At 63.4% G+C, this 20,843-nt stretch carries 31 protein-coding genes; 30 read left to right on the forward strand and 1 reads right to left on the reverse strand.

Annotated features, from left to right (window positions below; all coding sequences use genetic code 11):
* Window positions 1-41: 41 nt before the first annotated feature.
* The 29 genes from tuf (at window position 42) to AC13GA_RS02350 (ending at window position 16,651) form a co-directional block, all read left to right on the forward strand.
* Window positions 42-1,232 carry an elongation factor Tu gene (gene tuf, locus AC13GA_RS02210; RefSeq protein WP_012510154.1) on the forward strand — a complete coding sequence of 397 codons (1,191 nt, stop codon included), beginning with the start codon at window positions 42-44 and terminating at the stop codon, window positions 1,230-1,232.
* A 333-nt stretch (window positions 1,233-1,565) separates the two neighbouring features.
* A complete protein-coding gene (rpsJ, locus tag AC13GA_RS02215) occupies window positions 1,566-1,877 on the forward strand; it encodes a 30S ribosomal protein S10 (RefSeq protein ID WP_005408208.1) in 312 nt (103 codons plus the stop codon).
* Window positions 1,878-1,888: 11 nt separating this feature from the next.
* Entirely contained in the window at window positions 1,889-2,539 is a 651-nt protein-coding gene (rplC, locus tag AC13GA_RS02220; protein WP_004145336.1) for a 50S ribosomal protein L3, read from the forward strand.
* Between the two features lie 12 nt (window positions 2,540-2,551).
* Entirely contained in the window at window positions 2,552-3,157 is a 606-nt protein-coding gene (rplD, locus tag AC13GA_RS02225; RefSeq protein WP_004145337.1) for a 50S ribosomal protein L4, read from the forward strand.
* Window positions 3,154-3,453, forward strand: a complete 300-nt coding sequence (gene rplW, locus AC13GA_RS02230) for a 50S ribosomal protein L23 (RefSeq protein WP_004145338.1) — start codon at window positions 3,154-3,156, stop codon at window positions 3,451-3,453. The genes rplD and rplW overlap by 4 nt, the downstream gene beginning before the upstream one ends.
* A 10-nt stretch (window positions 3,454-3,463) precedes the next feature.
* Complete coding sequence (rplB, locus tag AC13GA_RS02235) at window positions 3,464-4,291, forward strand: 50S ribosomal protein L2 (protein ID WP_004145339.1); 828 nt, start codon at window positions 3,464-3,466, stop codon at window positions 4,289-4,291.
* A gap of 6 nt (window positions 4,292-4,297) precedes the next feature.
* Entirely contained in the window at window positions 4,298-4,567 is a 270-nt protein-coding gene (gene rpsS / locus AC13GA_RS02240; RefSeq protein WP_004145340.1) for a 30S ribosomal protein S19, read from the forward strand.
* 12 nt (window positions 4,568-4,579) lie between these two features.
* On the forward strand, window positions 4,580-4,915 hold the full coding sequence (gene rplV / locus AC13GA_RS02245; RefSeq protein WP_004145348.1) for a 50S ribosomal protein L22: 336 nt from the start codon (window positions 4,580-4,582) through the stop codon (window positions 4,913-4,915).
* Window positions 4,916-4,933: 18 nt separating this feature from the next.
* Window positions 4,934-5,668, forward strand: coding sequence for a 30S ribosomal protein S3 (gene rpsC, locus AC13GA_RS02250; RefSeq protein ID WP_004145350.1), 735 nt, complete (start codon window positions 4,934-4,936; stop codon window positions 5,666-5,668).
* 5 nt (window positions 5,669-5,673) lie between these two features.
* Window positions 5,674-6,087 (forward strand): 50S ribosomal protein L16, encoded by a 414-nt coding sequence (rplP, locus tag AC13GA_RS02255; protein ID WP_004145352.1) that lies wholly within the window; start codon window positions 5,674-5,676, stop codon window positions 6,085-6,087.
* Complete coding sequence (gene rpmC / locus AC13GA_RS02260; RefSeq protein WP_004145353.1) at window positions 6,087-6,272, forward strand: 50S ribosomal protein L29; 186 nt, start codon at window positions 6,087-6,089, stop codon at window positions 6,270-6,272. Before rplP ends, rpmC begins: the two co-directional genes overlap by 1 nt.
* Window positions 6,273-6,283: 11 nt before the next feature.
* Window positions 6,284-6,553 carry a 30S ribosomal protein S17 gene (gene rpsQ / locus AC13GA_RS02265; RefSeq protein WP_004145355.1) on the forward strand — a complete coding sequence of 90 codons (270 nt, stop codon included), beginning with the start codon at window positions 6,284-6,286 and terminating at the stop codon, window positions 6,551-6,553.
* Window positions 6,554-6,565: 12 nt separating this feature from the next.
* The gene (gene rplN, locus AC13GA_RS02270; RefSeq protein WP_004145357.1) at window positions 6,566-6,934 is read left to right on the forward strand and encodes a 50S ribosomal protein L14; all 369 of its coding nucleotides are present in this window, start codon (window positions 6,566-6,568) and stop codon (window positions 6,932-6,934) included.
* Between the two features lie 16 nt (window positions 6,935-6,950).
* A complete protein-coding gene (gene rplX / locus AC13GA_RS02275; RefSeq protein WP_004145359.1) occupies window positions 6,951-7,268 on the forward strand; it encodes a 50S ribosomal protein L24 in 318 nt (105 codons plus the stop codon).
* Between the two features lie 11 nt (window positions 7,269-7,279).
* The gene (rplE, locus tag AC13GA_RS02280) at window positions 7,280-7,822 is read left to right on the forward strand and encodes a 50S ribosomal protein L5 (RefSeq protein ID WP_004145361.1); all 543 of its coding nucleotides are present in this window, start codon (window positions 7,280-7,282) and stop codon (window positions 7,820-7,822) included.
* A gap of 18 nt (window positions 7,823-7,840) precedes the next feature.
* A complete protein-coding gene (gene rpsN / locus AC13GA_RS02285; protein ID WP_004145363.1) occupies window positions 7,841-8,146 on the forward strand; it encodes a 30S ribosomal protein S14 in 306 nt (101 codons plus the stop codon).
* A 258-nt stretch (window positions 8,147-8,404) separates the two neighbouring features.
* On the forward strand, window positions 8,405-8,803 hold the full coding sequence (rpsH, locus tag AC13GA_RS02290; protein WP_004145387.1) for a 30S ribosomal protein S8: 399 nt from the start codon (window positions 8,405-8,407) through the stop codon (window positions 8,801-8,803).
* An 18-nt stretch (window positions 8,804-8,821) separates the two neighbouring features.
* Window positions 8,822-9,346: a 50S ribosomal protein L6 gene (gene rplF, locus AC13GA_RS02295; RefSeq protein ID WP_004145389.1), complete on the forward strand. Its 525-nt coding sequence runs from the start codon at window positions 8,822-8,824 to the stop codon at window positions 9,344-9,346.
* A gap of 80 nt (window positions 9,347-9,426) precedes the next feature.
* Window positions 9,427-9,786, forward strand: a complete 360-nt coding sequence (rplR, locus tag AC13GA_RS02300) for a 50S ribosomal protein L18 (RefSeq protein WP_174238316.1) — start codon at window positions 9,427-9,429, stop codon at window positions 9,784-9,786.
* A gap of 161 nt (window positions 9,787-9,947) precedes the next feature.
* Window positions 9,948-10,490, forward strand: a complete 543-nt coding sequence (gene rpsE, locus AC13GA_RS02305) for a 30S ribosomal protein S5 (protein ID WP_004145411.1) — start codon at window positions 9,948-9,950, stop codon at window positions 10,488-10,490.
* A complete protein-coding gene (gene rpmD, locus AC13GA_RS02310; protein WP_004145412.1) occupies window positions 10,483-10,674 on the forward strand; it encodes a 50S ribosomal protein L30 in 192 nt (63 codons plus the stop codon). The genes rpsE and rpmD overlap by 8 nt, the downstream gene beginning before the upstream one ends.
* Window positions 10,675-10,680: 6 nt before the next feature.
* The gene (rplO, locus tag AC13GA_RS02315; RefSeq protein ID WP_004154498.1) at window positions 10,681-11,124 is read left to right on the forward strand and encodes a 50S ribosomal protein L15; all 444 of its coding nucleotides are present in this window, start codon (window positions 10,681-10,683) and stop codon (window positions 11,122-11,124) included.
* 7 nt (window positions 11,125-11,131) lie between these two features.
* Window positions 11,132-12,499: a preprotein translocase subunit SecY gene (gene secY, locus AC13GA_RS02320; protein WP_004145436.1), complete on the forward strand. Its 1,368-nt coding sequence runs from the start codon at window positions 11,132-11,134 to the stop codon at window positions 12,497-12,499.
* A gap of 347 nt (window positions 12,500-12,846) precedes the next feature.
* Window positions 12,847-13,203 carry a 30S ribosomal protein S13 gene (gene rpsM, locus AC13GA_RS02325; protein WP_004145437.1) on the forward strand — a complete coding sequence of 119 codons (357 nt, stop codon included), beginning with the start codon at window positions 12,847-12,849 and terminating at the stop codon, window positions 13,201-13,203.
* Window positions 13,204-13,214: 11 nt separating this feature from the next.
* Window positions 13,215-13,604 (forward strand): 30S ribosomal protein S11, encoded by a 390-nt coding sequence (gene rpsK / locus AC13GA_RS02330; protein WP_004145443.1) that lies wholly within the window; start codon window positions 13,215-13,217, stop codon window positions 13,602-13,604.
* A 15-nt stretch (window positions 13,605-13,619) separates the two neighbouring features.
* Entirely contained in the window at window positions 13,620-14,249 is a 630-nt protein-coding gene (gene rpsD, locus AC13GA_RS02335) for a 30S ribosomal protein S4 (RefSeq protein ID WP_004145446.1), read from the forward strand.
* 55 nt (window positions 14,250-14,304) lie between these two features.
* Window positions 14,305-15,303, forward strand: a complete 999-nt coding sequence (locus tag AC13GA_RS02340) for a DNA-directed RNA polymerase subunit alpha (protein WP_004145453.1) — start codon at window positions 14,305-14,307, stop codon at window positions 15,301-15,303.
* 197 nt (window positions 15,304-15,500) lie between these two features.
* Window positions 15,501-15,884 (forward strand): 50S ribosomal protein L17, encoded by a 384-nt coding sequence (rplQ, locus tag AC13GA_RS02345; protein ID WP_004145464.1) that lies wholly within the window; start codon window positions 15,501-15,503, stop codon window positions 15,882-15,884.
* A 260-nt stretch (window positions 15,885-16,144) separates the two neighbouring features.
* On the forward strand, window positions 16,145-16,651 hold the full coding sequence (locus AC13GA_RS02350; RefSeq protein WP_046983713.1) for a disulfide bond formation protein B: 507 nt from the start codon (window positions 16,145-16,147) through the stop codon (window positions 16,649-16,651).
* 65 nt (window positions 16,652-16,716) lie between these two features.
* Here AC13GA_RS02350 and AC13GA_RS02355 read toward each other — a convergent pair whose 3' ends face one another.
* Entirely contained in the window at window positions 16,717-18,843 is a 2,127-nt protein-coding gene (locus AC13GA_RS02355) for a TonB-dependent receptor (RefSeq protein WP_426354271.1), read from the reverse strand.
* Window positions 18,844-19,064: 221 nt separating this feature from the next.
* On the opposite strand from AC13GA_RS02355, the gene AC13GA_RS02360 reads away from it, so the two are divergent.
* Window positions 19,065-20,456, forward strand: coding sequence for a class II 3-deoxy-7-phosphoheptulonate synthase (locus AC13GA_RS02360; RefSeq protein WP_253079251.1), 1,392 nt, complete (start codon window positions 19,065-19,067; stop codon window positions 20,454-20,456).
* Window positions 20,457-20,843 lie beyond the last annotated feature (387 nt).

Below are 20,843 nucleotides of genomic sequence, written 5' to 3' on the forward strand. Positions count from 1 at the left end.
GCCTCTCCTGAAAACCACTTACAAAATCAAGGTATACAACAATGGCAAAGGGTAAGTTCGAGCGCACCAAGCCGCACGTCAACGTCGGCACCATCGGTCACGTCGATCACGGCAAGACCACGCTGACCGCCGCACTGACCAAGATCGGTGCCGAGCGCTTCGGTGGCGAGTTCAAGGACTACTCCTCGATCGACGCCGCGCCGGAAGAAAAGGCTCGTGGTATCACGATCTCGACCGCGCACGTCGAATACGAATCCGAGAAGCGTCACTACGCCCACGTCGATTGCCCGGGCCACGCTGACTACGTCAAGAACATGATCACCGGTGCTGCCCAGATGGACGGCGCGATCCTGGTCTGCTCGGCCGCTGACGGCCCGATGCCGCAGACCCGCGAGCACATCCTGCTGTCGCGTCAGGTCGGCGTGCCGTACATCGTCGTGTTCCTGAACAAGGCCGACATGGTCGACGACGCCGAGCTGCTCGAGCTGGTCGAAATGGAAGTGCGCGAGCTGCTGAGCAAGTACGACTTCCCGGGCGACGACACCCCGATCATCGCGGGTTCGGCCCGTCTGGCGCTGGAAGGCGACCAGAGCGATATCGGCGTGCCGGCCATCCTGAAGCTGGTCGACGCCCTGGACAGCTGGATTCCGGAGCCGGAGCGTGCGATCGACAAGCCGTTCCTGATGCCGGTGGAAGACGTGTTCTCGATCTCGGGCCGCGGCACCGTGGTGACCGGTCGTATCGAGCGCGGCATCATCAAGGTCGGCGACGAAATCGAAATCGTCGGTATCCGTCCGGTGCAGAAGACCACCGTGACCGGCGTTGAAATGTTCCGCAAGCTGCTGGACCAGGGTCAGGCAGGCGACAACGCTGGCCTGCTGCTGCGCGGCACCAAGCGTGACGACGTCGAGCGTGGCCAGGTTCTGGCCAAGCCGGGTTCGATCAAGCCGCACACCAAGTTCGAAGGCGAAGTGTACGTGCTGTCGAAGGATGAGGGCGGCCGTCACACCCCGTTCTTCAACGGCTACCGTCCGCAGTTCTACTTCCGCACCACCGACATCACCGGTGCAGCCCAGCTGCCGGAAGGCGTCGAAATGGTGATGCCGGGTGACAACGTCAAGATGGTCGTCACCCTGATCAACCCGGTGGCAATGGACGAAGGCCTGCGCTTCGCCATCCGCGAAGGCGGCCGTACCGTCGGCGCCGGCGTGGTCTCGAAGATCATCGAGTAATCTGGTAGTATCTGCGCCCCGATGTTGCCTGGGTAGGGCATCGGGGCGTATCAAAATGGGAAAGCAGGCACAGGATGTGCCTTGTGTTCCCCGGACCAGGAAGGGTCAATGCCATTCAGGCGGCGTCAACAGGAGACTGTTGACAGCTGCCTTGCGTGCCATTATGCTTCTACGTCTGGGCAGACCGGGAAACGGGTCTGCCTACGTTTTTGAGGTCCATGGATTGACCTTGTCGGCCTGCAGGAGTGCGGGCCGTCTGTATTCAGGAATTTCATGGGGCAAAGCAACCCAGAGGCTTTGTCTGTCGCTCTTTTAACGAAGGAACCTACCGCCATGGCGGACCAAAAGATCCGGATCCGGCTGAAAGCGTTCGATCATCGTCTGATCGACCGTTCGGCCAGCGAGATCGTTGAGACGGCCAAGCGGACCGGCGCGCAAGTGCGTGGCCCGATCCCGCTGCCGACCAAGATCGAGCGTTATACCGTTCTCGTCTCCCCGCACGTCGACAAGGACGCGCGTGACCAGTACGAGACCCGCACGCACAAGCGCGTGCTCGATATCGTTGACCCGAATGACAAGACCGTGGACGCGCTGATGAAGCTCGAACTGGCTGCCGGCGTCGACGTTCAGATCAAGCTGACCTGAGGACTACGACCATGACGAAGAAGTATTCGTTGGGCTTCGTGGGCCGCAAGGCTGGCATGAGCCGCGTGTTCACCGAAGATGGTCGTTCCATCCCGGTGACCCTGATCGAAGCAACCCCGAACCGCATCGCGCAGATCAAGACCGTCGAAACCGACGGCTACAGCGCCGTGCAGGTGACCGTCGGCGCGCGTCGCGCTGCCCTGGTCAACAAGCCGGAAGCCGGCCACTTCGCCAAGGCGAAGGTGGAAGCGGGTCGTGGCCTGTGGGAATTCCGCGTTGAAGACGCGCAGCTCGGCGATTTCGCCGTTGGCGGCGAAGTCAAGGCGGACATCTTCGAAGTCGGCCAGATCGTCGACGTCCAGGGTGTCACCAAGGGTAAGGGTTTCCAGGGCACCATCAAGCGCCACAACTTCCGTATGGGCGATGCAACCCACGGTAACTCGCTGTCGCATCGCGCGCCGGGTTCGCTGGGTCAGCGCCAGACCCCGGGTCGCGTTTTCCCGGGCAAGAAGATGTCGGGCCACATGGGCGCGGTGCAGCAGAGCACCCAGAACCTGGAAGTGGTCAAGGTCGACGTGGAGCGCGGTCTGATCGCGGTTCGCGGCGCCGTTCCGGGCGCGGCGGGTGGCGATGTGATCGTCCGTCCGGCGAGCAAGGCATAAGGAGAGATGACGATGGAACTCGTTATCACGGGTAGCAACAACAAGGTCTCGGTCTCCGACGCCGTGTTCGGTCGCGATTTCAGCGAAGATCTGGTCCACCAGGTCGTCGTTGCCTACCGCAACGCCGGTCGCGCCGGCACCAAGGCGCAGAAGACTCGCTCCGAAGTGGCAGGTACCACCAAGAAGTCGAAGAAGCAGAAGGGCGGCGGCGCGCGTCATGGCGCACTGACGGCTCCGATCTTCGTCGGCGGCGGTGTCACCTTCGCGGCAAAGCCGCGCAGCTTCGAGCAGAAGGTCAATCGTAAGCAGTACCGTGCCGCCATGTGCGCGATCCTGTCCGAGCTGAACCGTCAGGGCCGTCTGACCATCGTGGAGTCCTTCGATGTCGAAGTGACCAACACGAAGGGTCTGATCGCCAAGCTGGCCGGCCTGGAAGTGGGCAAGCGCCCGCTGATCGTCACTGAAGAAGCCTCCGAGCACCTGTACCTGTCCGCCCGCAATCTGCCGTACGTGCAGGTGCGTGACGTCCAGGGCCTGGATCCGGTGTCGCTGGTCGGTGCCGACACGGTCGTCATCACCGCTGACGCGGTCAAGAAGGTCGAGGAGTGGCTGGCATGAACAGCAACGAAAAAATCTTCAGCGTGCTGCGTGCCCCGCGTGTCTCCGAAAAGACCGCGCGCCTGCAGGAACTCTCCAACCAGTATGTCTTCGAAGTTTCGAACGAAGCCACCAAGGCCGATGTAAAGGCCGCGGTTGAGCAGCTGTTCGACGTCAAGGTCGAAGCAGTCAACGTGGTCAACGTCAAGGGCAAGAACAAGTCCTTCCGTAACCGTGCTGGCCGCCGCGGCGATTGGCGCAAGGCGTACGTTCGCCTGGCCGACGGCCAGTCGATCGATGTAACGGCCAAGGCCTGAGGTACATCCCATGCCATTGATGAAATTCAAGCCCACTTCCCCCGGCCGCCGTTCGGCCGTGCGCGTGGTCACTCCCGACCTGCACAAGGGTGCTCCGCACGCCGCGCTGGTCGAGTCGCAGAGCCGCTCGGGTGGTCGTAACCACCATGGCCGCATCACCGTGCGTCACGTCGGTGGTGGTGCCAAGCAGCACTACCGCATCATCGACTTCAAGCGCAACAAGCTGGGCATCCCGGCGCGCGTGGAACGCATCGAATACGATCCGAACCGCACCGCCCACATCGCCCTGCTGTGCTACGTCGATGGCGAGCGTCGCTACATCATCGCTCCGAAGGGTCTGAAGGCGGGTGATCAGGTGATCGCCGGTTCGGACGCCCCGATCAAGGCGGGCAACACCCTGCCGCTGCGCAACATCCCGGTGGGTACCACCATCCACTGCATCGAACTGAAGCCCGGCAAGGGCGCTCAGATCGCCCGCGCCGCTGGTGCGGCCGTGCAGCTGGTGGCTCGTGAAGGCATCTACGCCACCCTGCGCCTGCGCTCGGGTGAAATGCGCAAGGTTCCGGTCGAGTGCTGCGCAACCATCGGCGAAGTCGGCAACGACGAGCACAGCCTGGAAAAGCTGGGCAAGGCCGGTGCCAAGCGCTGGCGCGGCGTCCGCCCGACCGTTCGTGGTGCAGCCATGAACCCGGTTGACCACCCGCACGGTGGTGGTGAGGCGAAGGCCGGCCAGGGTAACCCGCATCCGGTCACCCCGTGGGGTGTCCCGACCAAGGGTTACAAGACGCGCCATAACAAGCGCACTCAGCAGTTCATCGTCCGCGATCGTAGGGGCTAATCGACCATGGCACGTTCACTCAAGAAGGGCCCGTTTGTCGATCACCACCTGGTTGCTAAGGTGGCTGCCGCTGCGGGTAGCAAGCGTCCGATCAAGACCTGGTCGCGTCGTTCGATGATCCTGCCTGACATGGTAGGCGTCACCATTGCCGTGCATAACGGCAAGAACCACATCCCGGTTCTCGTCAACGAGAACATGGTCGGCCACAAGCTCGGCGAATTTGCCATCACCCGGACCTTCAAGGGTCACGGTGGTGACAAGAAGTCGGGCAAGTAAGGAGAGATGACAATGGAAGCGAAAGCCATCCTGCGCACTGCGCGCATCTCCCCGCAGAAGGCTCGTCTGGTCGCTGACCAGGTGCGCGGTCTGCCGGCCGAGCGTGCGGTCAACCTGCTGAAGTTCTCGGACAAGAAGGCTGCCCACCTGATCAAGAAGGTGGTGGAGTCGGCTATTGCAAATGCCGAGAACAACCAGGGCGCCGACGTCGACGAGCTGAAGGTTCAGACCATCATGGTTGATGAAGGTCCGACCCTGAAGCGTTTCATGGCGCGGGCGAAAGGCCGCGGTACCCGCATCCTCAAGCGCACCAGCCACATCACTGTGGTTGTGGGCGCCGCCAAGTAAGCGGATAAGGAAAAGACCATGGGTCATAAAGTTCATCCGATTGGTATCCGCCTCGGCATTTCCAAGGACTGGAACTCCAAGTGGTACGCCAACAAGGCCGAGTTCGCTGGTTACCTGGCAGCCGACCTGAAAGTTCGCGAAATGCTGCGCAAGAAGCTGGCTCAGGCTGGCATCAGCAAGATCCTGATCGAGCGTCCGGCCAAGACCGCTCGCGTGACGATCCACACCGCCCGTCCGGGCGTGGTGATCGGCAAGCGCGGTGAGGACATCGAGAAGCTGCGCAAGGAAGTGAGCGAGATGATGGGCGTCCCGGCGCACATCAACGTCACCGAAGTGCGCAAGCCGGAGCTGGACGCACAGCTGGTTGCCGAATCGATCGCGCAGCAGCTGGAGCGTCGCATCATGTTCCGCCGCGCCATGAAGCGCTCGGTGGGCAACGCGATGCGCCTGGGTGCCCTGGGCATCAAGGTCAACGTCGGTGGCCGCCTCAACGGTGCAGAAATCGCCCGTTCGGAGTGGTACCGCGAAGGCCGCGTGCCGCTGCACACCCTGCGTGCCGACATCGACTATGGCTTCGCTGAAGCCAAGACGACCTACGGCATCATCGGCATCAAGGTCTGGATCTACAAGGGCGAAGTCTTCGATTTCTCCCAGGTTGGCCAGGAAAAGCAGGACGACACCCCGTCGCGCAACGATCGTCACGATCGCGGCGACCGTGGTGACCGTCAGCGCCCGGCCCGTGAAGCGAGGTAACGACAATGTTGCAACCCAAGCGAACCAAGTACCGCAAGGTACACAAGGGCCGTAACGAAGGCCTGAGCTGGAGCGCCAACGCTGTCAGCTTCGGCGAATACGGCCTGAAGGCAACCGCCCACGGTCAGCTGACCGCGCGTCAGATCGAAGCGGCCCGCCGCTCGATCAGCCGCTACGTGAAGCGCGGCGGCAAGATGTGGATCCGCGTGTTCCCCGACAAGCCCATCACCAAGAAGCCCATCGAAGTTCGAATGGGTTCGGGTAAGGGCAACGTGGAATACTGGGTGGCCCAGATCCAGCCCGGCCGCATGATCTATGAAATCGAGGGTGTTACCGAAGACGTGGCACGCGAGGCATTCCGCCTGGCCGCCGCCAAGCTCTCGGTCACCACCACTTTCGTGACCCGGACGGTGCGCTGATGGAACTCAAAACTCTCCGTGAAAAGTCGGCTGACGAACTCAAGGCCCACCTGATCGACCTGCGTAAGGAACAGTTCTCTGTCCGTATGCAGCAGGTCACCGGCCAGCTGCCGAAGACACACGACATCCGCCGGGTCCGTCGCGAGATTGCTCGCGTCAAGACCCTGCTCGGCAGCACGAAGTAAGGATGGCCGCTATGAGCGACAATACTGAAAACAAGGCGCTGCGCACGGTCGAAGGCCGTGTCGTCAGCAACAAGATGGACAAGACGGTTACCGTCCTGGTTGAGCGTCAGGTCAAGCACGCGCTGTACGGCAAGTACATCAAGCGCTCGACCAAGCTGCACGCCCACGATGCCGACAACGCCTGCAAGGAAGGCGATGTCGTCCGCGTGACCGAGATTGCTCCGATGTCCAAGACCAAGAACTGGCGCGTGGTGGAAGTCATCACGCGTGCGGCTGAATAAGGAGTCTGAATCATGATCCAGATGCAGAGCTACCTTGACGTCGCGGACAATTCGGGTGCCAAGCAGGTGATGTGCTTCAAGGTGCTGGGTGGTTCCAAGCGCCGTTACGCCGGTATCGGCGACATCATCAAGGTCACCGTGAAGGATGCAATTCCGCGCGGCAAGGTCAAGAAGGGTGAAGTGTATGACGCCGTCGTGGTGCGTACCCGCAAGGGTGTGCGTCGCGCCGATGGCTCGCTGATCCGCTTCGACGGCAACGCTGCCGTTCTGCTGAACAGCAAGCAGGAGCCGATCGGTACCCGTATCTTCGGGCCGGTGACGCGTGAACTTCGTTCGGAGAAGTTCATGAAGATCGTCTCGCTCGCTCCCGAAGTGCTGTGAGCGACAGGAGATAATCATGGCTAACCGTATCAAGAAGGGCGACCAGGTTGTCGTCAACGCCGGCAAGGACAAGGGCAAGCAGGGCGAAATCGTCCGCGTCGACGGCGACCGTGTGGTCGTCGCCAACGTGAACATCGTCAAGCGCCACACCAAGCCGAACCCGCAGGCAGGTGTTGCCGGCGGCGTGGTCGAGCGTGAAGCGTCGATCCATATCTCCAACGTGAATGTGCTGAACCCGGCTTCGGGCAAGGGCGAACGCGTTGGCTTCAAGGTGCTGGAGGATGGACGCAAACTGCGTGTGTTCCGCTCCAGCGGTGAGGCGCTCGACGCCTGAGGAATGTGAAGATGACTTCCCGTCTCGAAAAGTTTTACAAGGAAGAAGTGGTGCCGGCGCTGATGAAGCAGTTCGGCTACACCAATCCGATGGAAGTGCCGAAGCTGGTCAAGGTCACCCTGAACATGGGTGTCGGCGAAGCGGCCACCAACAAGAAGATCCTGGAAAACGCCGTCGGCGACATGACCAAGATTTCCGGCCAGAAGCCGGTTGTCACCAAGTCGCGTATCTCGGTTGCGTCGTTCAAGATCCGTGATGGTTGGCCGATCGGCTGCAAGACCACGCTGCGTCGCCACAAGATGTACGAGTTCCTGGACCGCCTGATCAACATCTCGCTGCCGCGCGTGCGCGACTTCCGTGGTGTTTCCGGTCGTTCCTTCGACGGTCGCGGCAACTTCAACATGGGTGTGAAGGAACAGATCATCTTCCCGGAAATCGACTTCGACGCTGTCGACGCGATCCGCGGCATGGATATCGCCATCACCACCACTGCGAAGACCGACGCGGAAGCGAAGGCGCTGCTGGCAGCGTTCAAGTTCCCGTTCCGTAACTGATCCGTCGAGGAAACCGAAATGGCAAAGACCTCCATGGTCAACCGCGACATCAAGCGGAAGAAGCTGGCTGAAAAGTACGCTGTCAAGCGTGCGGCTCTGAAGAAGATCGTGTCCTCGCAGGACGCGACCTACGAAGAGAAGATCGAGGCCGCCACCAAGCTGTCGAAGCTGCCGCGCGATTCGTCGCCGAGCCGCCACCGCAGCCGTTGCGAACTGTCTGGCCGCCCGCGTGGCGTGTACAGCAAGTTCGGCCTGGGTCGCAACAAGCTGCGCGAAGCCACCATGCGTGGCGACGTTCCGGGCCTGCGCAAGGCCAGCTGGTAATCCCAGCCGGTCCTGCGATCAGGGGCCCCCTCGGGGGCTCCTGAGCCGGGAGGGCAGGGCGTTCAGCTTTCCCTCTGCGAAAAAACCGAAGAGCCCGACGCAAGTCGGGCTCTTTTGGCGTATACTCCCGCGTCTTGCCCTGCGCAAACGGGGATGTAGGGGTGGGCTTCCGGCCCACTGCATGAAGGGACCTGGCCCGTTTCCAGGAGACAACAGATTTTCGCGAAAGCGGATATCGGTGCACTCAAAGGTACTCATATGAGCATGACTGATCCCATCGCCGACCTGCTGGTCCGCATCAAGAATGCGGCCGCGGTTGGCAAGCAGACGGTGAAAGCCCCGTCGTCCAAGATCAAGGTTGCGATCGCCCAGGTCCTGAAGGACGAGGGTTACATCACTGACCTGCGCGTGACCGCGCTCGAGAACAACAAGTCCGAGCTGGAAATCGTGCTGAAGTATTTCGAAGGCAAGCCGGTCATCGCGACCCTGAAGCGCTTCTCGCGTTCGGGCCTGCGCCAGTACCGCGGCAAGAGCGAGCTGCCGAAGGTCATGAACGGCCTGGGTATCTCCATCATTTCCACCTCCAAGGGCATCATGACTGATGCGCAGGCGCGCCAGCTGGGCGTCGGCGGCGAAGTCCTGTGCTTCGTGGCCTAAGGCGAAAGGAGTAGAACTATGTCCCGCGTAGCCAAGAAGCCGATCGACCTGGGTAAGGTTGAACTGAACGTCCAGAACGACAACGTCACCGCCAAGGGCCCGAAGGGCACCCTGTCGCTGGCCAAGCCGGCTGGTATTGCCATCAACGTCGAGAACGGCGTTGCCACCCTGAGCACCGAAAGCGTCGATCTGATCCCGCTGACCGGTACCGTCCGCGCCATCCTGTCCAACATGGTCAAGGGTGTTTCCGAAGGCTTCGAGCGCAAGCTGGAGCTGGTCGGCGTGGGTTACCGTGCCGCCATGCAGGGCAAGGACCTCAGCCTGTCGCTGGGCTTCTCGCACCCGATCGTGTTCGTGGCGCCGGAAGGCATCACCATCACCACCCCGACCCAGACCGAAATCCTGGTGCAGGGCGCTGACAAGCAGGTCGTCGGTGAAGTCGCCGCCAAGATCCGTGCGTTCCGCAAGCCGGAACCGTACAAGGGCAAGGGCGTGAAGTACTCCGACGAAGTCATCATCCGTAAGGAAGCCAAGAAGGCGTAAGTGCGAGTCCCTCGCAAGAGCCCGCACATCCCTGTGCGGACTCCTCAGGGAAAAGCCCATCCTTCAGCTTTCAAGGAATAATCAAAATGAACAAGAACATCGCCCGCCTGCGTCGCGCCAAGTCGACCCGCGCCCACATCCGTGAGCTCGGTGTCGCCCGCCTGTCGGTGCTGCGCACCGGTCAGCACCTGTACGCCCAGGTCTTCACCGCCGACGGCTCCAAGGTGCTGGCTGCTGCCAACACCACCCAGGCCGACATCAAGGACGGCCTGAAGAACGGCAAGAACGCTGATGCTGCTGCCAAGGTTGGCCGTATCGTTGCCGAGCGCGCCAAGGCCGCCGGCGTCGAGAAGGTTGCCTTCGATCGTTCGGGCTACCGCTACCACGGCCGCATCAAGGCCCTGGCAGAAGCCGCCCGCGAAGCCGGCCTGCAGTTCTAAGGGACAAGGGCAGGGGACCTCTGGTCTCCTGCCCGCCTGCTCGCCAGCCTGAGTGAGGCTGGACGGCGCCGCTCTTCTGCAGCGGCCCACCGGGTCAACGCGTCACTCCACAACCATAAGCGGCCTCGAGCCGTACATACCCAAACAACCAAGGAATCAAGATGGCAGAAGAACGTCAGCAGCGGGGTCGCGATCGCGACCGTAACCGCGAAGAGAAAGTCGACGACGGCATGATCGAAAAGCTGGTCGCGGTCAACCGCGTCAGCAAGACCGTCAAGGGTGGCCGCCAGTTCACCTTCACCGCCCTGACTGTTGTCGGCGACGGCGAAGGCAAGGTCGGTTTCGGTTATGGCAAGGCCCGCGAAGTGCCGGTCGCCATCCAGAAGTCGATGGAGCAGGCTCGCAAGAACCTGGTCAGCGTTGACCTGAACAACGGCACCCTGTGGCACACCATCAAGGATGGTCACGGCGCAGCCCGCGTGTTCATGCAGCCGGCTTCCGAAGGTACCGGCGTCATCGCCGGCGGTGCCATGCGCGCCGTGCTGGAAGCGGTTGGCGTGAAGAACGTGCTGGCCAAGGCCACCGGTTCGCGCAACCCGATCAACCTGGTGCGTGCCACCGTGAAGGGCCTGTCTGCTGCGCAGTCGCCGGCTCGCATCGCGGCCAAGCGCGGCAAGAAGGTGGAGGAACTCAACCATGGCTAATGAGTCCAACAAGACTGTGAAGGTGCGCCTGGTGCGTGGCCTGCGTGGTGCTCAGTCGCGTCACCGCCTGTCGGTGCGTGCTCTGGGCCTGAACAAGCTGAACGATGTGCGTGAACTGAAGGACAGCCCGCAGGTTCGCGGCCTGATCAACACCGTTCACTACCTCGTCAAGGTTGAGGAGTAATCGATCATGACTCTGCGTCTCAATGAACTGAGCCCGGCACCGGGCGCCCGCACCGAGCGCACCCGCGTCGGTCGCGGTATCGGCTCGGGCCTGGGCAAGACTGCCGGCCGCGGCCACAAGGGTTCGTTCGCCCGTAAGGGTGGCGGCAAGATCAAGGCTGGCTTCGAAGGCGGCCAGACCCCCATGCAGCGTCGTCTGCCGAAGATCGGCTTCCGTTCGCCGATCGCCAAGGACACCGCTGAAGTGCTGCTGTACGCGCTGGACAAGCTGCCGGCCGGTGAGATCGACTTCGCCGCCCTGCGTGCTGCCAAGCTGGTCCCGAGCACTGCAAAGAAGGCCAAGGTCGTCGTCAAGGGCGAAGTGACCAAGGCGTTCACCCTGAAGGGTATCGCTGCCACGGCTGGTGCCAAGGCCGCGATCGAAGCTGCCGGCGGCAGCGTAACGGAGTAAGAAAATCATGGCGCAAGCTGGCATCGGTAACCTCGCGGGCGGAATGGGCAAGTTCACTGAACTTCGCCAACGTTTGCTGTTCGTCGTCGGGGCTTTGATCGTCTATCGCATCGGCTGCTATGTGCCGGTGCCGGGCGTCAATCCCGATGCCATGCTTGCCATGATGCAACAGCAGGGCGGCGGCATCGTGGACATGTTCAACATGTTCTCGGGCGGCGCCCTGCACCGTTTCAGCATCTTCGCGCTGAACGTGATGCCGTACATCTCGGCATCGATCGTGATGCAGTTGGCCGTGCACATCTTCCCCGCCCTGAAGGCGATGCAGAAGGAAGGTGAGTCCGGTCGCCGCAAGATCACCCAGTATTCGCGCATCGGCGCCGTGCTGCTGGCAGTGGTGCAGGGCGGTTCGATCGCGCTGGCCCTGCAGGGCCAGGTCTCGCCGTCGGGCGCTCCGGTCGTGTACGCACCAGGCATGGGCTTCGTGCTCACCGCCGTGGTCGCGCTGACCGCCGGCACCATGTTCCTGATGTGGGTCGGTGAGCAGGTCACCGAGCGCGGCATCGGCAACGGCGTGTCGCTGATCATCTTCGCCGGTATCGTGGCCGGCCTGCCGGGTGCGGTCATCCACACCTTCGACGCCTACCGCGACGGCAACATCCAGTTCATCCAGCTGCTGCTGATCGCCATCGTCGTGCTCGCCTTCACCTTCTTCGTGGTGTTCGTCGAGCGTGGCCAGCGCCGGATCACGGTGAACTACGCGCGCCGCCAGGGCGGTCGCAACGCGTACATGAACCAGACCTCGTTCCTGCCGCTGAAGCTCAACATGGCCGGCGTCATCCCGGCGATCTTCGCCTCGAGCCTGCTGGCCTTCCCGGCCACCCTGGCGATGTGGTCCGGCCAGGCTGCGAACCAGAGCAGCACCGGCCAGATCCTGCAGAAGGTGGCCAACGCCCTCGGTCCGGGCGAGCCGCTGCACATGATCGTGTTCGCCGCGCTGATCACCGGTTTCGCGTTCTTCTACACCGCGCTGGTGTTCAACTCGCAGGAAACCGCCGACAACCTGAAGAAGTCGGGTGCGCTGATTCCGGGCATCCGTCCGGGCAAGGCCACTGCTGATTACATCGATGGCGTGCTGACCCGCCTGACCGCGGCCGGCTCGGCTTACCTGGTGATCGTCTGCCTGCTGCCGGAACTGATGCGCACGCAGCTGAACGCCTCGTTCTACTTCGGCGGCACGTCGCTGCTGATCGTGGTGGTGGTGGTGATGGACTTCATTGCCCAGGTGCAGGCGCACCTGATGTCGCACCAGTACGAGAGCCTGTTGAAGAAGGCCAACCTGAAGGGCGGCAACCGCGGCGGTTTTGCCCGCGGCTGATTGGCCTGTTATACTTTCGTCTTCCTGACGTGATGGTCCCTCCGCTTCGCGGACTCCGGCCACACAAACGAAGGGCGGCCCCCGCAGCGGTTCCGGGTGGGGGTGTGATGAGGTGGTCCCGCGCTGGAGTAGCGCGGGCGACCCCGGGGGAAACCCCAGGATCAACCCCATCCGGCGCCGGAGCCTGGGCACACTCCCCAGGCCGGGTTCATGAAACCAATGGTTTCACGGGCTTCCATGTAAACCGGAACCTTGTTAGTATCGCTAGTTCACTTTTTTGATCCATCCTGCCGGATTGGCGTGCCCGAGGCGCGCTGTCGGCCATCACTCAGCTGGAGAACCGCGTCATGGCGCGTATTGCAGGCGTCAACCTGCCAGCCCAGAAGCACGTCTGGGTCGGGTTGCAAAGCATTTACGGCATCGGCCGTACCCGTTCGAAGAAGGTCTGCGAAGTCGCAGGCGTTGCTTCGACCACCAAGATCCGCGATCTGTCGGAGCCGGAAATCGAGCGCCTGCGCGCCGAAGTCGGCAAGTACATCGTGGAAGGCGATCTGCGCCGTGAAATCGGCATCGCGATCAAGCGCCTGATGGACCTGGGCTGCTACCGCGGCCTGCGTCACCGTCGCGGCCTGCCGCTGCGTGGCCAGCGCACCCGTACCAACGCCCGCACCCGCAAGGGCCCGCGCAAGGCGATCAGGAAGTAAGGGACCTATAAATGGCTAAGCCCGCTGCTAAAACCAAGAAGAAGATCAAGCGCGTCGTCACCGACGGCGTCGCCCACGTCCACGCTTCGTTCAACAACACCATCGTGACCATCACCGACCGCCAGGGCAATGCTCTGTCGTGGGCGACCTCCGGTGGCGCTGGCTTCCGCGGTTCGCGCAAGTCGACCCCGTTCGCTGCCCAGGTGGCTGCCGAAAAGGCCGGTCGTGCTGCGCTGGACTACGGCGTGAAGTCGCTGGAAGTCCGCATCAAGGGTCCGGGTCCGGGCCGTGAGTCGGCCGTGCGTTCGTTGAACAACGTCGGCTACAAGATCACCAACATCATCGACGTGACGCCCATCCCGCACAACGGGTGCCGTCCGCCGAAGAAGCGTCGCGTCTAAAGGGAGCGATAAGAAATGGCTCGTTATATCGGTCCTACCTGTAAGCTCGCCCGTCGCGAAGGCGCCGACCTGTCCCTGAAGAGCCCGGCGCGTGCGCTGGACTCCAAGTGCAAGCTGGAGCAGAAGCCCGGCCAGCACGGCGCCACTGCCCGCAAGGGCAAGCTGTCCGACTACGCCACCCAGCTGCGTGAAAAGCAGAAGGTCAAGCGTATCTACGGCCTGCTGGAGCGTCAGTTCCGCAACTACTACAAGAAGGCCTCGACCAAGAAGGGCAACACCGGCGAGAACCTCCTGCAGCTGCTGGAAACCCGCCTGGACAACGTCGTCTACCGCATGGGCTTCGCCGTGACCCGTCCGGCTGCCCGTCAGCTGGTGTCGCACCGCGGCGTCACCGTGAATGGCAAGTCGGTCAACCTGGCTTCGTACCAGGTCAAGGCTGGCGACGCCATCGCCCTGTCTGAAAAGGCTGCCAAGCAGCTGCGCGTCCAGGAAGCCCTGACCGTCGCCGCCCAGCATGACCTGAGCCCGTCGTGGGTTGAAGTGGATTCCGGTAAGTTCACCGGCATCTTCAAGGCTGTTCCGGATCGTTCGGATCTGCCTGCGGACATCAACGAAGCGCTGATCGTCGAGCTGTATTCGAAGTAATTCACATTGGAGAGCCCCCGGCGACGGCCGGGGGTTCACTAGGAGAACCCGCAACATGACGGTTACCGCCAACCAGGTTCTGCGTCCTCGCGGTCCGCAGATCGAACGCCTTACCGACACCCGTGCAAAGGTCGTTATCGAACCTTTGGAGCGGGGTTACGGGCATACGCTGGGTAATGCCCTGCGTCGCGTGCTGCTGTCGTCCATCCCGGGCTTCGCCATCACGGAAGTCGAAATCGACGGCGTGTTGCATGAGTACACCACGGTCGAAGGTCTGCAGGAGGACGTGCTCGAAGTCCTGCTGAACCTGAAGGACGTGGCCATCCGTATGCACTCCGGCGACAGCGCCACCCTGTCCCTGTCCAAGCAGGGCCCGGGCGTTGTCACCGCTGCCGATATCAAGGTCGACCACAATGTGGAGATCCTGAACGGCGACCATGTCATCTGCCACCTGACCAAGGACACGGCAGTCAACATGCGTCTGAAGATCGAACGTGGTTTCGGCTACCAGCCGGCTGCCGCGCGTCGTCGTCCGGACGAAGAAACCCGTGCCATCGGCCGTCTGGTCCTGGATGCCTCGTTCTCGCCGGTCCGCCGCGTCGCCTATGCCGTGGAAGCGGCCCGCGTCGAGCAGCGTACCGACCTGGACAAGCTGGTCATCGATATCGAGACCAACGGCACCATCGATGCCGAGGAAGCCGTGCGCACCGCCGCCGACATCCTCAGCGACCAGCTGTCGGTGTTCGGTGACTTCACCCACCGCGACCGCGGTGCGGCGAAGCCGGCCAACAACGGCGTGGATCCGGTGCTGCTGCGCCCGATCGACGATCTGGAGCTGACCGTGCGTTCGGCCAACTGCCTGAAGGCCGAAAGCATCTACTACATCGGCGATCTGATCCAGAAGACCGAAGTGGAGCTGCTGAAGACCCCGAACCTGGGCAAGAAGTCGCTCACCGAAATCAAGGAAGTGCTGGCCCAGCGTGGCCTGTCGCTTGGCATGAAGCTGGAGAACTGGCCGCCGGCCGGCGTCGCCAGCCACGGCATGCTGGGCTGATAACGCCTTTCTGCAAGACCGCATGGCCCCGTCGGCAACGACGGGGCCATTGCACCCAGGCAACACCGCCACGACGAACGAAGGTTCGCGGGCAGGTCGTCCAGGATGGATGGCCAGGACCAACCGCAGTCCGCGCAGCAACGCCATGAAGGCGACAACGATCCGCACAGCCACATCATTAACCAAGGAATATCACCATGCGTCACCAGAAGTCTGGCCGTAAGTTCAGCCGTACCAGCGCCCACCGCGAAGCGATGTTCAAGAACATGGCCGCCTCGCTGTTCAAGCACGAGCTGATCAAGACCACCCTGCCGAAGGCCAAGGAACTGCGCCGCGTTGCCGAGCCGCTGATCACCCTGGCCAAGGTCGACTCCGTCGCCAACCGCCGTCTGGCCTTCGCCCGTCTGCGCGACAACGAAGCCGTGGGCAACCTGTTCACCATCCTGGGCCCGCGCTACGCGAACCGTCCGGGCGGCTACCTGCGCCTGCTGAAGTGCGGCTTCCGCGCCGGCGACAACGCGCCGATGGCCTACGTCGAGCTGGTTGACCGTCCGGTCGTGGCCGAGGCAGTGGCCGAGTAATCGGACCGCTCCAACGCGACACAGCGAAAGCCCGGCCTCTGCCGGGCTTTTGCGTTTCCAGGGGTCGGATCTCTTCCAGGGGGCGGATCCCTTTCCGCAGGAAAGGGCTCTGACCCCATGCCCGTAGCACAGCGGGTCCAGGCCCTTTGCGCTCGCAAAGAGCGTCTGACCCATACCGTTCCGACAGGCGTCACCTGCAGCGGTTCGAATGGCGCGCACTCTCGGTTACGCTTGGCGCCTGATCCGTTTGAGCGTTGACGATGAATCCATTGCGCTGGCCCTTCCGCGCCCAGTTCTTCCTGGGCTTCCTGATCTGCGCGGGCCTGCTTGGCTACGCGATCTTCCTGCAGCTGAAGATGGGGCTGGAGCCGTGTCCGCTGTGCATCTTCCAACGCCTGGCGTTCGCCGCACTCGGCCTGCTGTTCCTGATCGGTGCACTCCACGGGCCGTCCAACCGCGCTGGCCGCGCGACCTATGGCGTGCTGGCTTTCATTGCCGCGGCGGTGGGCGTCGGCATCGCTGCCCGCCACGTCTACGTGCAGATGCTGCCGCCGGAAATGGGCGCCACCTGTGGCCCGCCGCTGAGCTTTCTGAGCGAGACCATGGGGCCGCTGGAAGTGTTCCGCACGGTGCTGACGGGTACCGGCAACTGCGGCAACATCGACTGGACCTTCCTGGGCCTGACCATGCCGATGTGGTCGGGCGTGTGGTTCGTGCTGCTGGCGCTGTGGGCACTGGTGGTGTCGCTGCGCAAGGTCAAGCGCTGAAAGCAGGTTAGTGCCGGCCGCTGGCCGGCACACCGTGGGAATGCCGGCCAGCGGCCGGCACTACCTCAGAAGTCCTGCTGCAGGCTCAGGTAGGCGCCGCGGCGCGGCCCCCACTGTGGTGCGAAGACGCCCACGCCACCGCCATCGCGCAGCTGGTAGCTGCGGTCCAGTGCGTTGATCACCGCCAGCTGCACGTGCAGCGGATGGCCGCTGTCGGCATTGAAGTCATGTCCTGCACTGAGGTTCACCTGCAGGTATGACGGCAGCTCTCCACCGTTGGGGACGCCCTCGACATCCGAACGCAACCCGCTGCCGAACACGTAGTTGGCACCGATCCGGTTGTGGCCGGCGAAGGCGTAGCTGAAGCCGCCTGACGACGTCAGCTTCTGGTCGTGGTCCAGGTGGATCCAGTGGTTGGCCACGTAGGCCAGCGCCTCGGGATCGAGGTTGTACTGACCGGTGATGACGTCGGTGCCGATCGCCTTGCTCAGGGCGGCATTGACGTAGGCGCTGAACGGGCCGTTGCTGTAGTCGGCACTGAACTCCAGGCCACGGATGTGGCCGCGGCGGTAGTTGAATGTCGAATAGATGTACGCGGCGCCGAACTGGCCTTCATCCTGCAGGCGCGAGACGCGGCGGTCGTACGCATCCAGGCCCAGGGTCAGGTGCTCGCCCAGCTGCTGGGAGACGCCGATGTCGTAGTAGTCGCTGCGTTCGGCCAGTGGCGTGCTGTCGCCTGCGCTGGACTGCTGGTTGCTGGTGCCGTCGTACAGGGCGATGTCGCTGCTGGCGATCAGTTCACTGGCCGGTGGCGTGAAGTAGCGCGAGTAGCCGGCGTGCACGGTGGTGCTGCTGCTGGCATTCCAGACCACACCCACGCGTGGGCTGAGCTGGCCCTCGGTGTGGCCAAAGGCCTTGTAGTGGTCGCCACGCAGCCCGTAGTTCACGGTCCAGTCGTCGCCGATCTTCCATTCGTCCTGCACGTACAGCGCCAGCGTGCTGGCGTGGAACGCGCTGCGATCGGGAATCAGCCGTGGCGTGGTGCTGGACTGCTGGCCGTCGGCGCCGACCGGGAACACCCAGCTGTCGTTGCTGGCCCGCGCGTTCTCGTAGTTGCCGTACAGGCCGTAGCGCAGGGTGTGGTTGTCGCCCAGTGGCGTCGAGAAATCGGCCTGCAGGGTGTTGGCACGGTTGCTGCGCTGGACCTGCGAGGCGACGCCACTGAACACCAGGTCGCCGGCCACGTCGGGATTGAAGCCGACATCGCTGTAGCGCTGCCCGGCGGACAGCTGGTAGGCGGTGCTGCCCAACGTGCCTTGCAGCACCAGCATGCCGAAGCGGGTGGTCTCGCGCTGGGTCTCATCCAGCTGGCTGGAGTCGAAGGTGGTGGTGTCCAGGTAGCCGAACTGTGGCGTCTGGCCGGGGTTGACCGGAATCTGGAAACGGTTGTTGGCGAAGCCGGCGAACACGCTCAGACGGGTGTTCTCGTTGACCAGATAAGTGAGGTCGGCGAACGCTTTGCCCTGGTGGGTGTCGTCGTGGAGCGGCCTGCGTGAGTTGGTCGGGTTCTCCAGGCCGACCTCGTTCTGGTCGTAGTTGCCGGTCAGGAACCAGCTCCAGCGCCCCTGTGAGCCCCACCAGGAGGCATTCGGATTGACCTTGCCGAATGAGCCCGCGGTCAGCCCGGCGCTGCCGCCGTTGCCCAGCTCGGCGCCACTGCGGGTAGTGATGTCGACCACCGCAGCAGTACGCTCACCAAACTGCGCCGGCAGCGCGCCGTCCATCAGGCGGATGCTCTTGATGGTGCGCGCATCCAGGGTCTGGCCGAAGCCGGAGATCGATTCGGGCAGCAGTACGCCGTTGATGCGGTACTGCAGGTTGGCGTGGTCGCCGCGCACGTGCACGCCGCCGTAGGAGTCCTGGACCACGCCCGGGGCCTGCAGCAGCACCTGGCTGAGCGGGGCGGAAGCGCCCAGCGGCTGCTTCTGGATGTCCTCGGCGGTGATCTGGTACTGGCTGCTGCCGATGTCCGGTGACAGGGCGTTGCGGGCCTGGTCGAGCTGAGCACTGACGGTGACCGTATCCAGGTCCTTGACCGAGGTTCTGTCGTCATCGGTGGAGGCCGCGAAGGCGGGCAGGCTGGCCAGGGCCAGGGCGAAGGTGATGCCGGTAGCGAGGGGCGAGGGCTTCATGATGGGAAGAGTGATGGCAGGGCGTGGAAGGGGCCGGTCCATGACATGAGAGTGTTACTCCGTAACAAATCATGCGCTTGTCCCGGGCGGCTGACCATGCTCGATCTGGCTGCTCGCGTCGGCCTTTCTCTGCCGTTCAGGCGGCCGCGCCGGACCGGTTGGGCCTTTGCGGCAGCGGCTGGCGATGCGACCATGACGGCCCCCCACCCCGGAAGTCTGCAATGAGCCTGTCCGCCGTTCCGCCCGTCCCCGAACCCGCTGCGACCGCCGCTGGCGCTGCCTGGTCGCCGGAGAGCTGGCGTGGCAAGACCGCGCTGCAGATGCCGACCTATCCCGATCCGGTGGCGCTGGACGCGGCCCTGCACGAGCTGAAGCGGCTGCCGCCGCTGGTGACCTCCTGGGAGATCCTGGCGCTGAAGCAGCAGCTGGCCGACGCCCAGGAGGGCAAGCGCTTCCTGCTGCAGGGCGGGGACTGCGCCGAGAATTTCAGCGACTGCGAGTCGGGAACCATCTCCAACCGGTTGAAGGTGCTGTTGCAGATGAGCCTGGTGCTGGTGCACGGCCTGCGCCAGCCGGTTATCCGCGTCGGCCGCTTTGCCGGCCAGTACGCCAAGCCGCGTTCGGCCGATACCGAAACCCGTGATGGCGTGACCCTGCCCAGCTATCGCGGTGATGTCATCAACGCGCCGGCCTTCACCGAAGCGGCGCGGCTGCCGGATCCGAAGCGGATGCTGCAGGCCCACGCGCACTCGGCGATGACCATGAACTTCGTGCGTGCGCTGATCGACGGCGGTTTCGCCGACCTGCACCACCCCGAGTACTGGAACCTGGAATGGGTGAGCCATTCGCCGCTGGCCGCCGAGTACCAGAAGATGGTGGCGTCAATCGGTGATGCGGTGCACTTCATGGAGACCCTGGCCGGGGCCCGCGTGCACAACCTCAACCGCATCGATTTCTACACCTCGCACGAAGCGTTGCTGCTGCCCTACGAGCAGGCGCTGACCCGCCAGGTGCCGCGCCAGCAGGGCTGGTTGAACCTGAGCACGCACTATCCGTGGATCGGCATGCGCACGGCCGCACTCGATGGCGCGCACGTGGAATACCTGCGTGGCGTGCGCAACCCGATTGCGATCAAGGTGGGCCCGTCGGTAACCCCGGACCAGCTGCTGCGCCTGATCGACGTGCTCAATCCGCATGACGAGCCGGGCCGCCTGAGCTTCATCCATCGCATGGGGGCGTCGCAGATCGCGCAGAAGCTGCCGCCGCTGCTGGATGCGGTCAAGCGCGACGGTCGTCGCGTGCTGTGGGTGTGCGATGCGATGCATGGCAACACCGAGAGCACCGCCAACGGCTTCAAGACGCGGCGCTTCGACAACGTGCGTGGCGAAGTGGAGATGTCGTTCGATCTGCATGCGGCCGCAGGCACGCGCCTGGGCGGCGTGCACCTGGAGCTGACCGGCGAAGACGTGACCGAGTGCACCGGTGGCGCGCGTGAGCTGACCGAGCGTGACCTGGAGCGCGCCTATCGTTCGACGGTGGACCCGCGGTTGAACTACGAGCAGTCGCTGGAGATCGCGATGGCGATCGTGCGCAAGCAGGAGCAGGTGCGGTAAGTGTGTTTCGGCAGGGCTGCGCCCTGCACCTGCCGAATCAACGTCAACATCAAAGTCAACGTCAAAAGCGGGCTATCCGTGGGTTGGCGGGGCGGTGTCGGATTGCGGGGACGCCGCAAGTACGTCCCTGTAGGCTTGGCCGCGGCATCCATGCCGCGGACACCCCGCAATCCGACACCGCCCCGCCTTCGACAGTTGTCCGGTGTCTGAAGGATTCACGCCATGCGTGGATGAATCTCCATCGGAATCGAATATTTCGAATTGAATTTGAAGAGCATCCACGCATGGCGTGGATCTACGTGTCGACCAAGGTCGACACCCACCAACAGCGGCGGGAAATTGTCGAAGGCGGGGTGGGGCCGGTTGCGGGGGTGTAAGCGCCATGGA

Source organism: Stenotrophomonas sp. 22DLJC03, from assembly GCF_056861405.1.

What these genes read in the sequence shown, in the direction of transcription:
- tuf (WP_012510154.1), top strand. Translation starts at nt 42, where the DNA reads ATGGCAAAGGGTAAGTTCGAGCGCACCAAGCCGCACGTCAACGTCGGC.
- rpsJ (WP_005408208.1), top strand. Translation starts at nt 1,566, where the DNA reads ATGGCGGACCAAAAGATCCGGATCCGGCTGAAAGCGTTCGATCATCGT.
- rplC (WP_004145336.1), top strand. Translation starts at nt 1,889, where the DNA reads ATGACGAAGAAGTATTCGTTGGGCTTCGTGGGCCGCAAGGCTGGCATG.
- rplD (WP_004145337.1), top strand. Translation starts at nt 2,552, where the DNA reads ATGGAACTCGTTATCACGGGTAGCAACAACAAGGTCTCGGTCTCCGAC.
- rplW (WP_004145338.1), top strand. Translation starts at nt 3,154, where the DNA reads ATGAACAGCAACGAAAAAATCTTCAGCGTGCTGCGTGCCCCGCGTGTC.
- rplB (WP_004145339.1), top strand. Translation starts at nt 3,464, where the DNA reads ATGCCATTGATGAAATTCAAGCCCACTTCCCCCGGCCGCCGTTCGGCC.
- rpsS (WP_004145340.1), top strand. Translation starts at nt 4,298, where the DNA reads ATGGCACGTTCACTCAAGAAGGGCCCGTTTGTCGATCACCACCTGGTT.
- rplV (WP_004145348.1), top strand. Translation starts at nt 4,580, where the DNA reads ATGGAAGCGAAAGCCATCCTGCGCACTGCGCGCATCTCCCCGCAGAAG.
- rpsC (WP_004145350.1), top strand. Translation starts at nt 4,934, where the DNA reads ATGGGTCATAAAGTTCATCCGATTGGTATCCGCCTCGGCATTTCCAAG.
- rplP (WP_004145352.1), top strand. Translation starts at nt 5,674, where the DNA reads ATGTTGCAACCCAAGCGAACCAAGTACCGCAAGGTACACAAGGGCCGT.
- rpmC (WP_004145353.1), top strand. Translation starts at nt 6,087, where the DNA reads ATGGAACTCAAAACTCTCCGTGAAAAGTCGGCTGACGAACTCAAGGCC.
- rpsQ (WP_004145355.1), top strand. Translation starts at nt 6,284, where the DNA reads ATGAGCGACAATACTGAAAACAAGGCGCTGCGCACGGTCGAAGGCCGT.
- rplN (WP_004145357.1), top strand. Translation starts at nt 6,566, where the DNA reads ATGATCCAGATGCAGAGCTACCTTGACGTCGCGGACAATTCGGGTGCC.
- rplX (WP_004145359.1), top strand. Translation starts at nt 6,951, where the DNA reads ATGGCTAACCGTATCAAGAAGGGCGACCAGGTTGTCGTCAACGCCGGC.
- rplE (WP_004145361.1), top strand. Translation starts at nt 7,280, where the DNA reads ATGACTTCCCGTCTCGAAAAGTTTTACAAGGAAGAAGTGGTGCCGGCG.
- rpsN (WP_004145363.1), top strand. Translation starts at nt 7,841, where the DNA reads ATGGCAAAGACCTCCATGGTCAACCGCGACATCAAGCGGAAGAAGCTG.
- rpsH (WP_004145387.1), top strand. Translation starts at nt 8,405, where the DNA reads ATGAGCATGACTGATCCCATCGCCGACCTGCTGGTCCGCATCAAGAAT.
- rplF (WP_004145389.1), top strand. Translation starts at nt 8,822, where the DNA reads ATGTCCCGCGTAGCCAAGAAGCCGATCGACCTGGGTAAGGTTGAACTG.
- rpsE (WP_004145411.1), top strand. Translation starts at nt 9,948, where the DNA reads ATGGCAGAAGAACGTCAGCAGCGGGGTCGCGATCGCGACCGTAACCGC.
- rpmD (WP_004145412.1), top strand. Translation starts at nt 10,483, where the DNA reads ATGGCTAATGAGTCCAACAAGACTGTGAAGGTGCGCCTGGTGCGTGGC.
- rplO (WP_004154498.1), top strand. Translation starts at nt 10,681, where the DNA reads ATGACTCTGCGTCTCAATGAACTGAGCCCGGCACCGGGCGCCCGCACC.
- secY (WP_004145436.1), top strand. Translation starts at nt 11,132, where the DNA reads ATGGCGCAAGCTGGCATCGGTAACCTCGCGGGCGGAATGGGCAAGTTC.
- rpsM (WP_004145437.1), top strand. Translation starts at nt 12,847, where the DNA reads ATGGCGCGTATTGCAGGCGTCAACCTGCCAGCCCAGAAGCACGTCTGG.
- rpsK (WP_004145443.1), top strand. Translation starts at nt 13,215, where the DNA reads ATGGCTAAGCCCGCTGCTAAAACCAAGAAGAAGATCAAGCGCGTCGTC.
- rpsD (WP_004145446.1), top strand. Translation starts at nt 13,620, where the DNA reads ATGGCTCGTTATATCGGTCCTACCTGTAAGCTCGCCCGTCGCGAAGGC.
- AC13GA_RS02340 (WP_004145453.1), top strand. Translation starts at nt 14,305, where the DNA reads ATGACGGTTACCGCCAACCAGGTTCTGCGTCCTCGCGGTCCGCAGATC.
- rplQ (WP_004145464.1), top strand. Translation starts at nt 15,501, where the DNA reads ATGCGTCACCAGAAGTCTGGCCGTAAGTTCAGCCGTACCAGCGCCCAC.
- AC13GA_RS02350 (WP_046983713.1), top strand. Translation starts at nt 16,145, where the DNA reads ATGAATCCATTGCGCTGGCCCTTCCGCGCCCAGTTCTTCCTGGGCTTC.
- AC13GA_RS02355 (WP_426354271.1), bottom strand. Translation starts at nt 18,843, where the DNA reads ATGAAGCCCTCGCCCCTCGCTACCGGCATCACCTTCGCCCTGGCCCTG.
- AC13GA_RS02360 (WP_253079251.1), top strand. Translation starts at nt 19,065, where the DNA reads ATGAGCCTGTCCGCCGTTCCGCCCGTCCCCGAACCCGCTGCGACCGCC.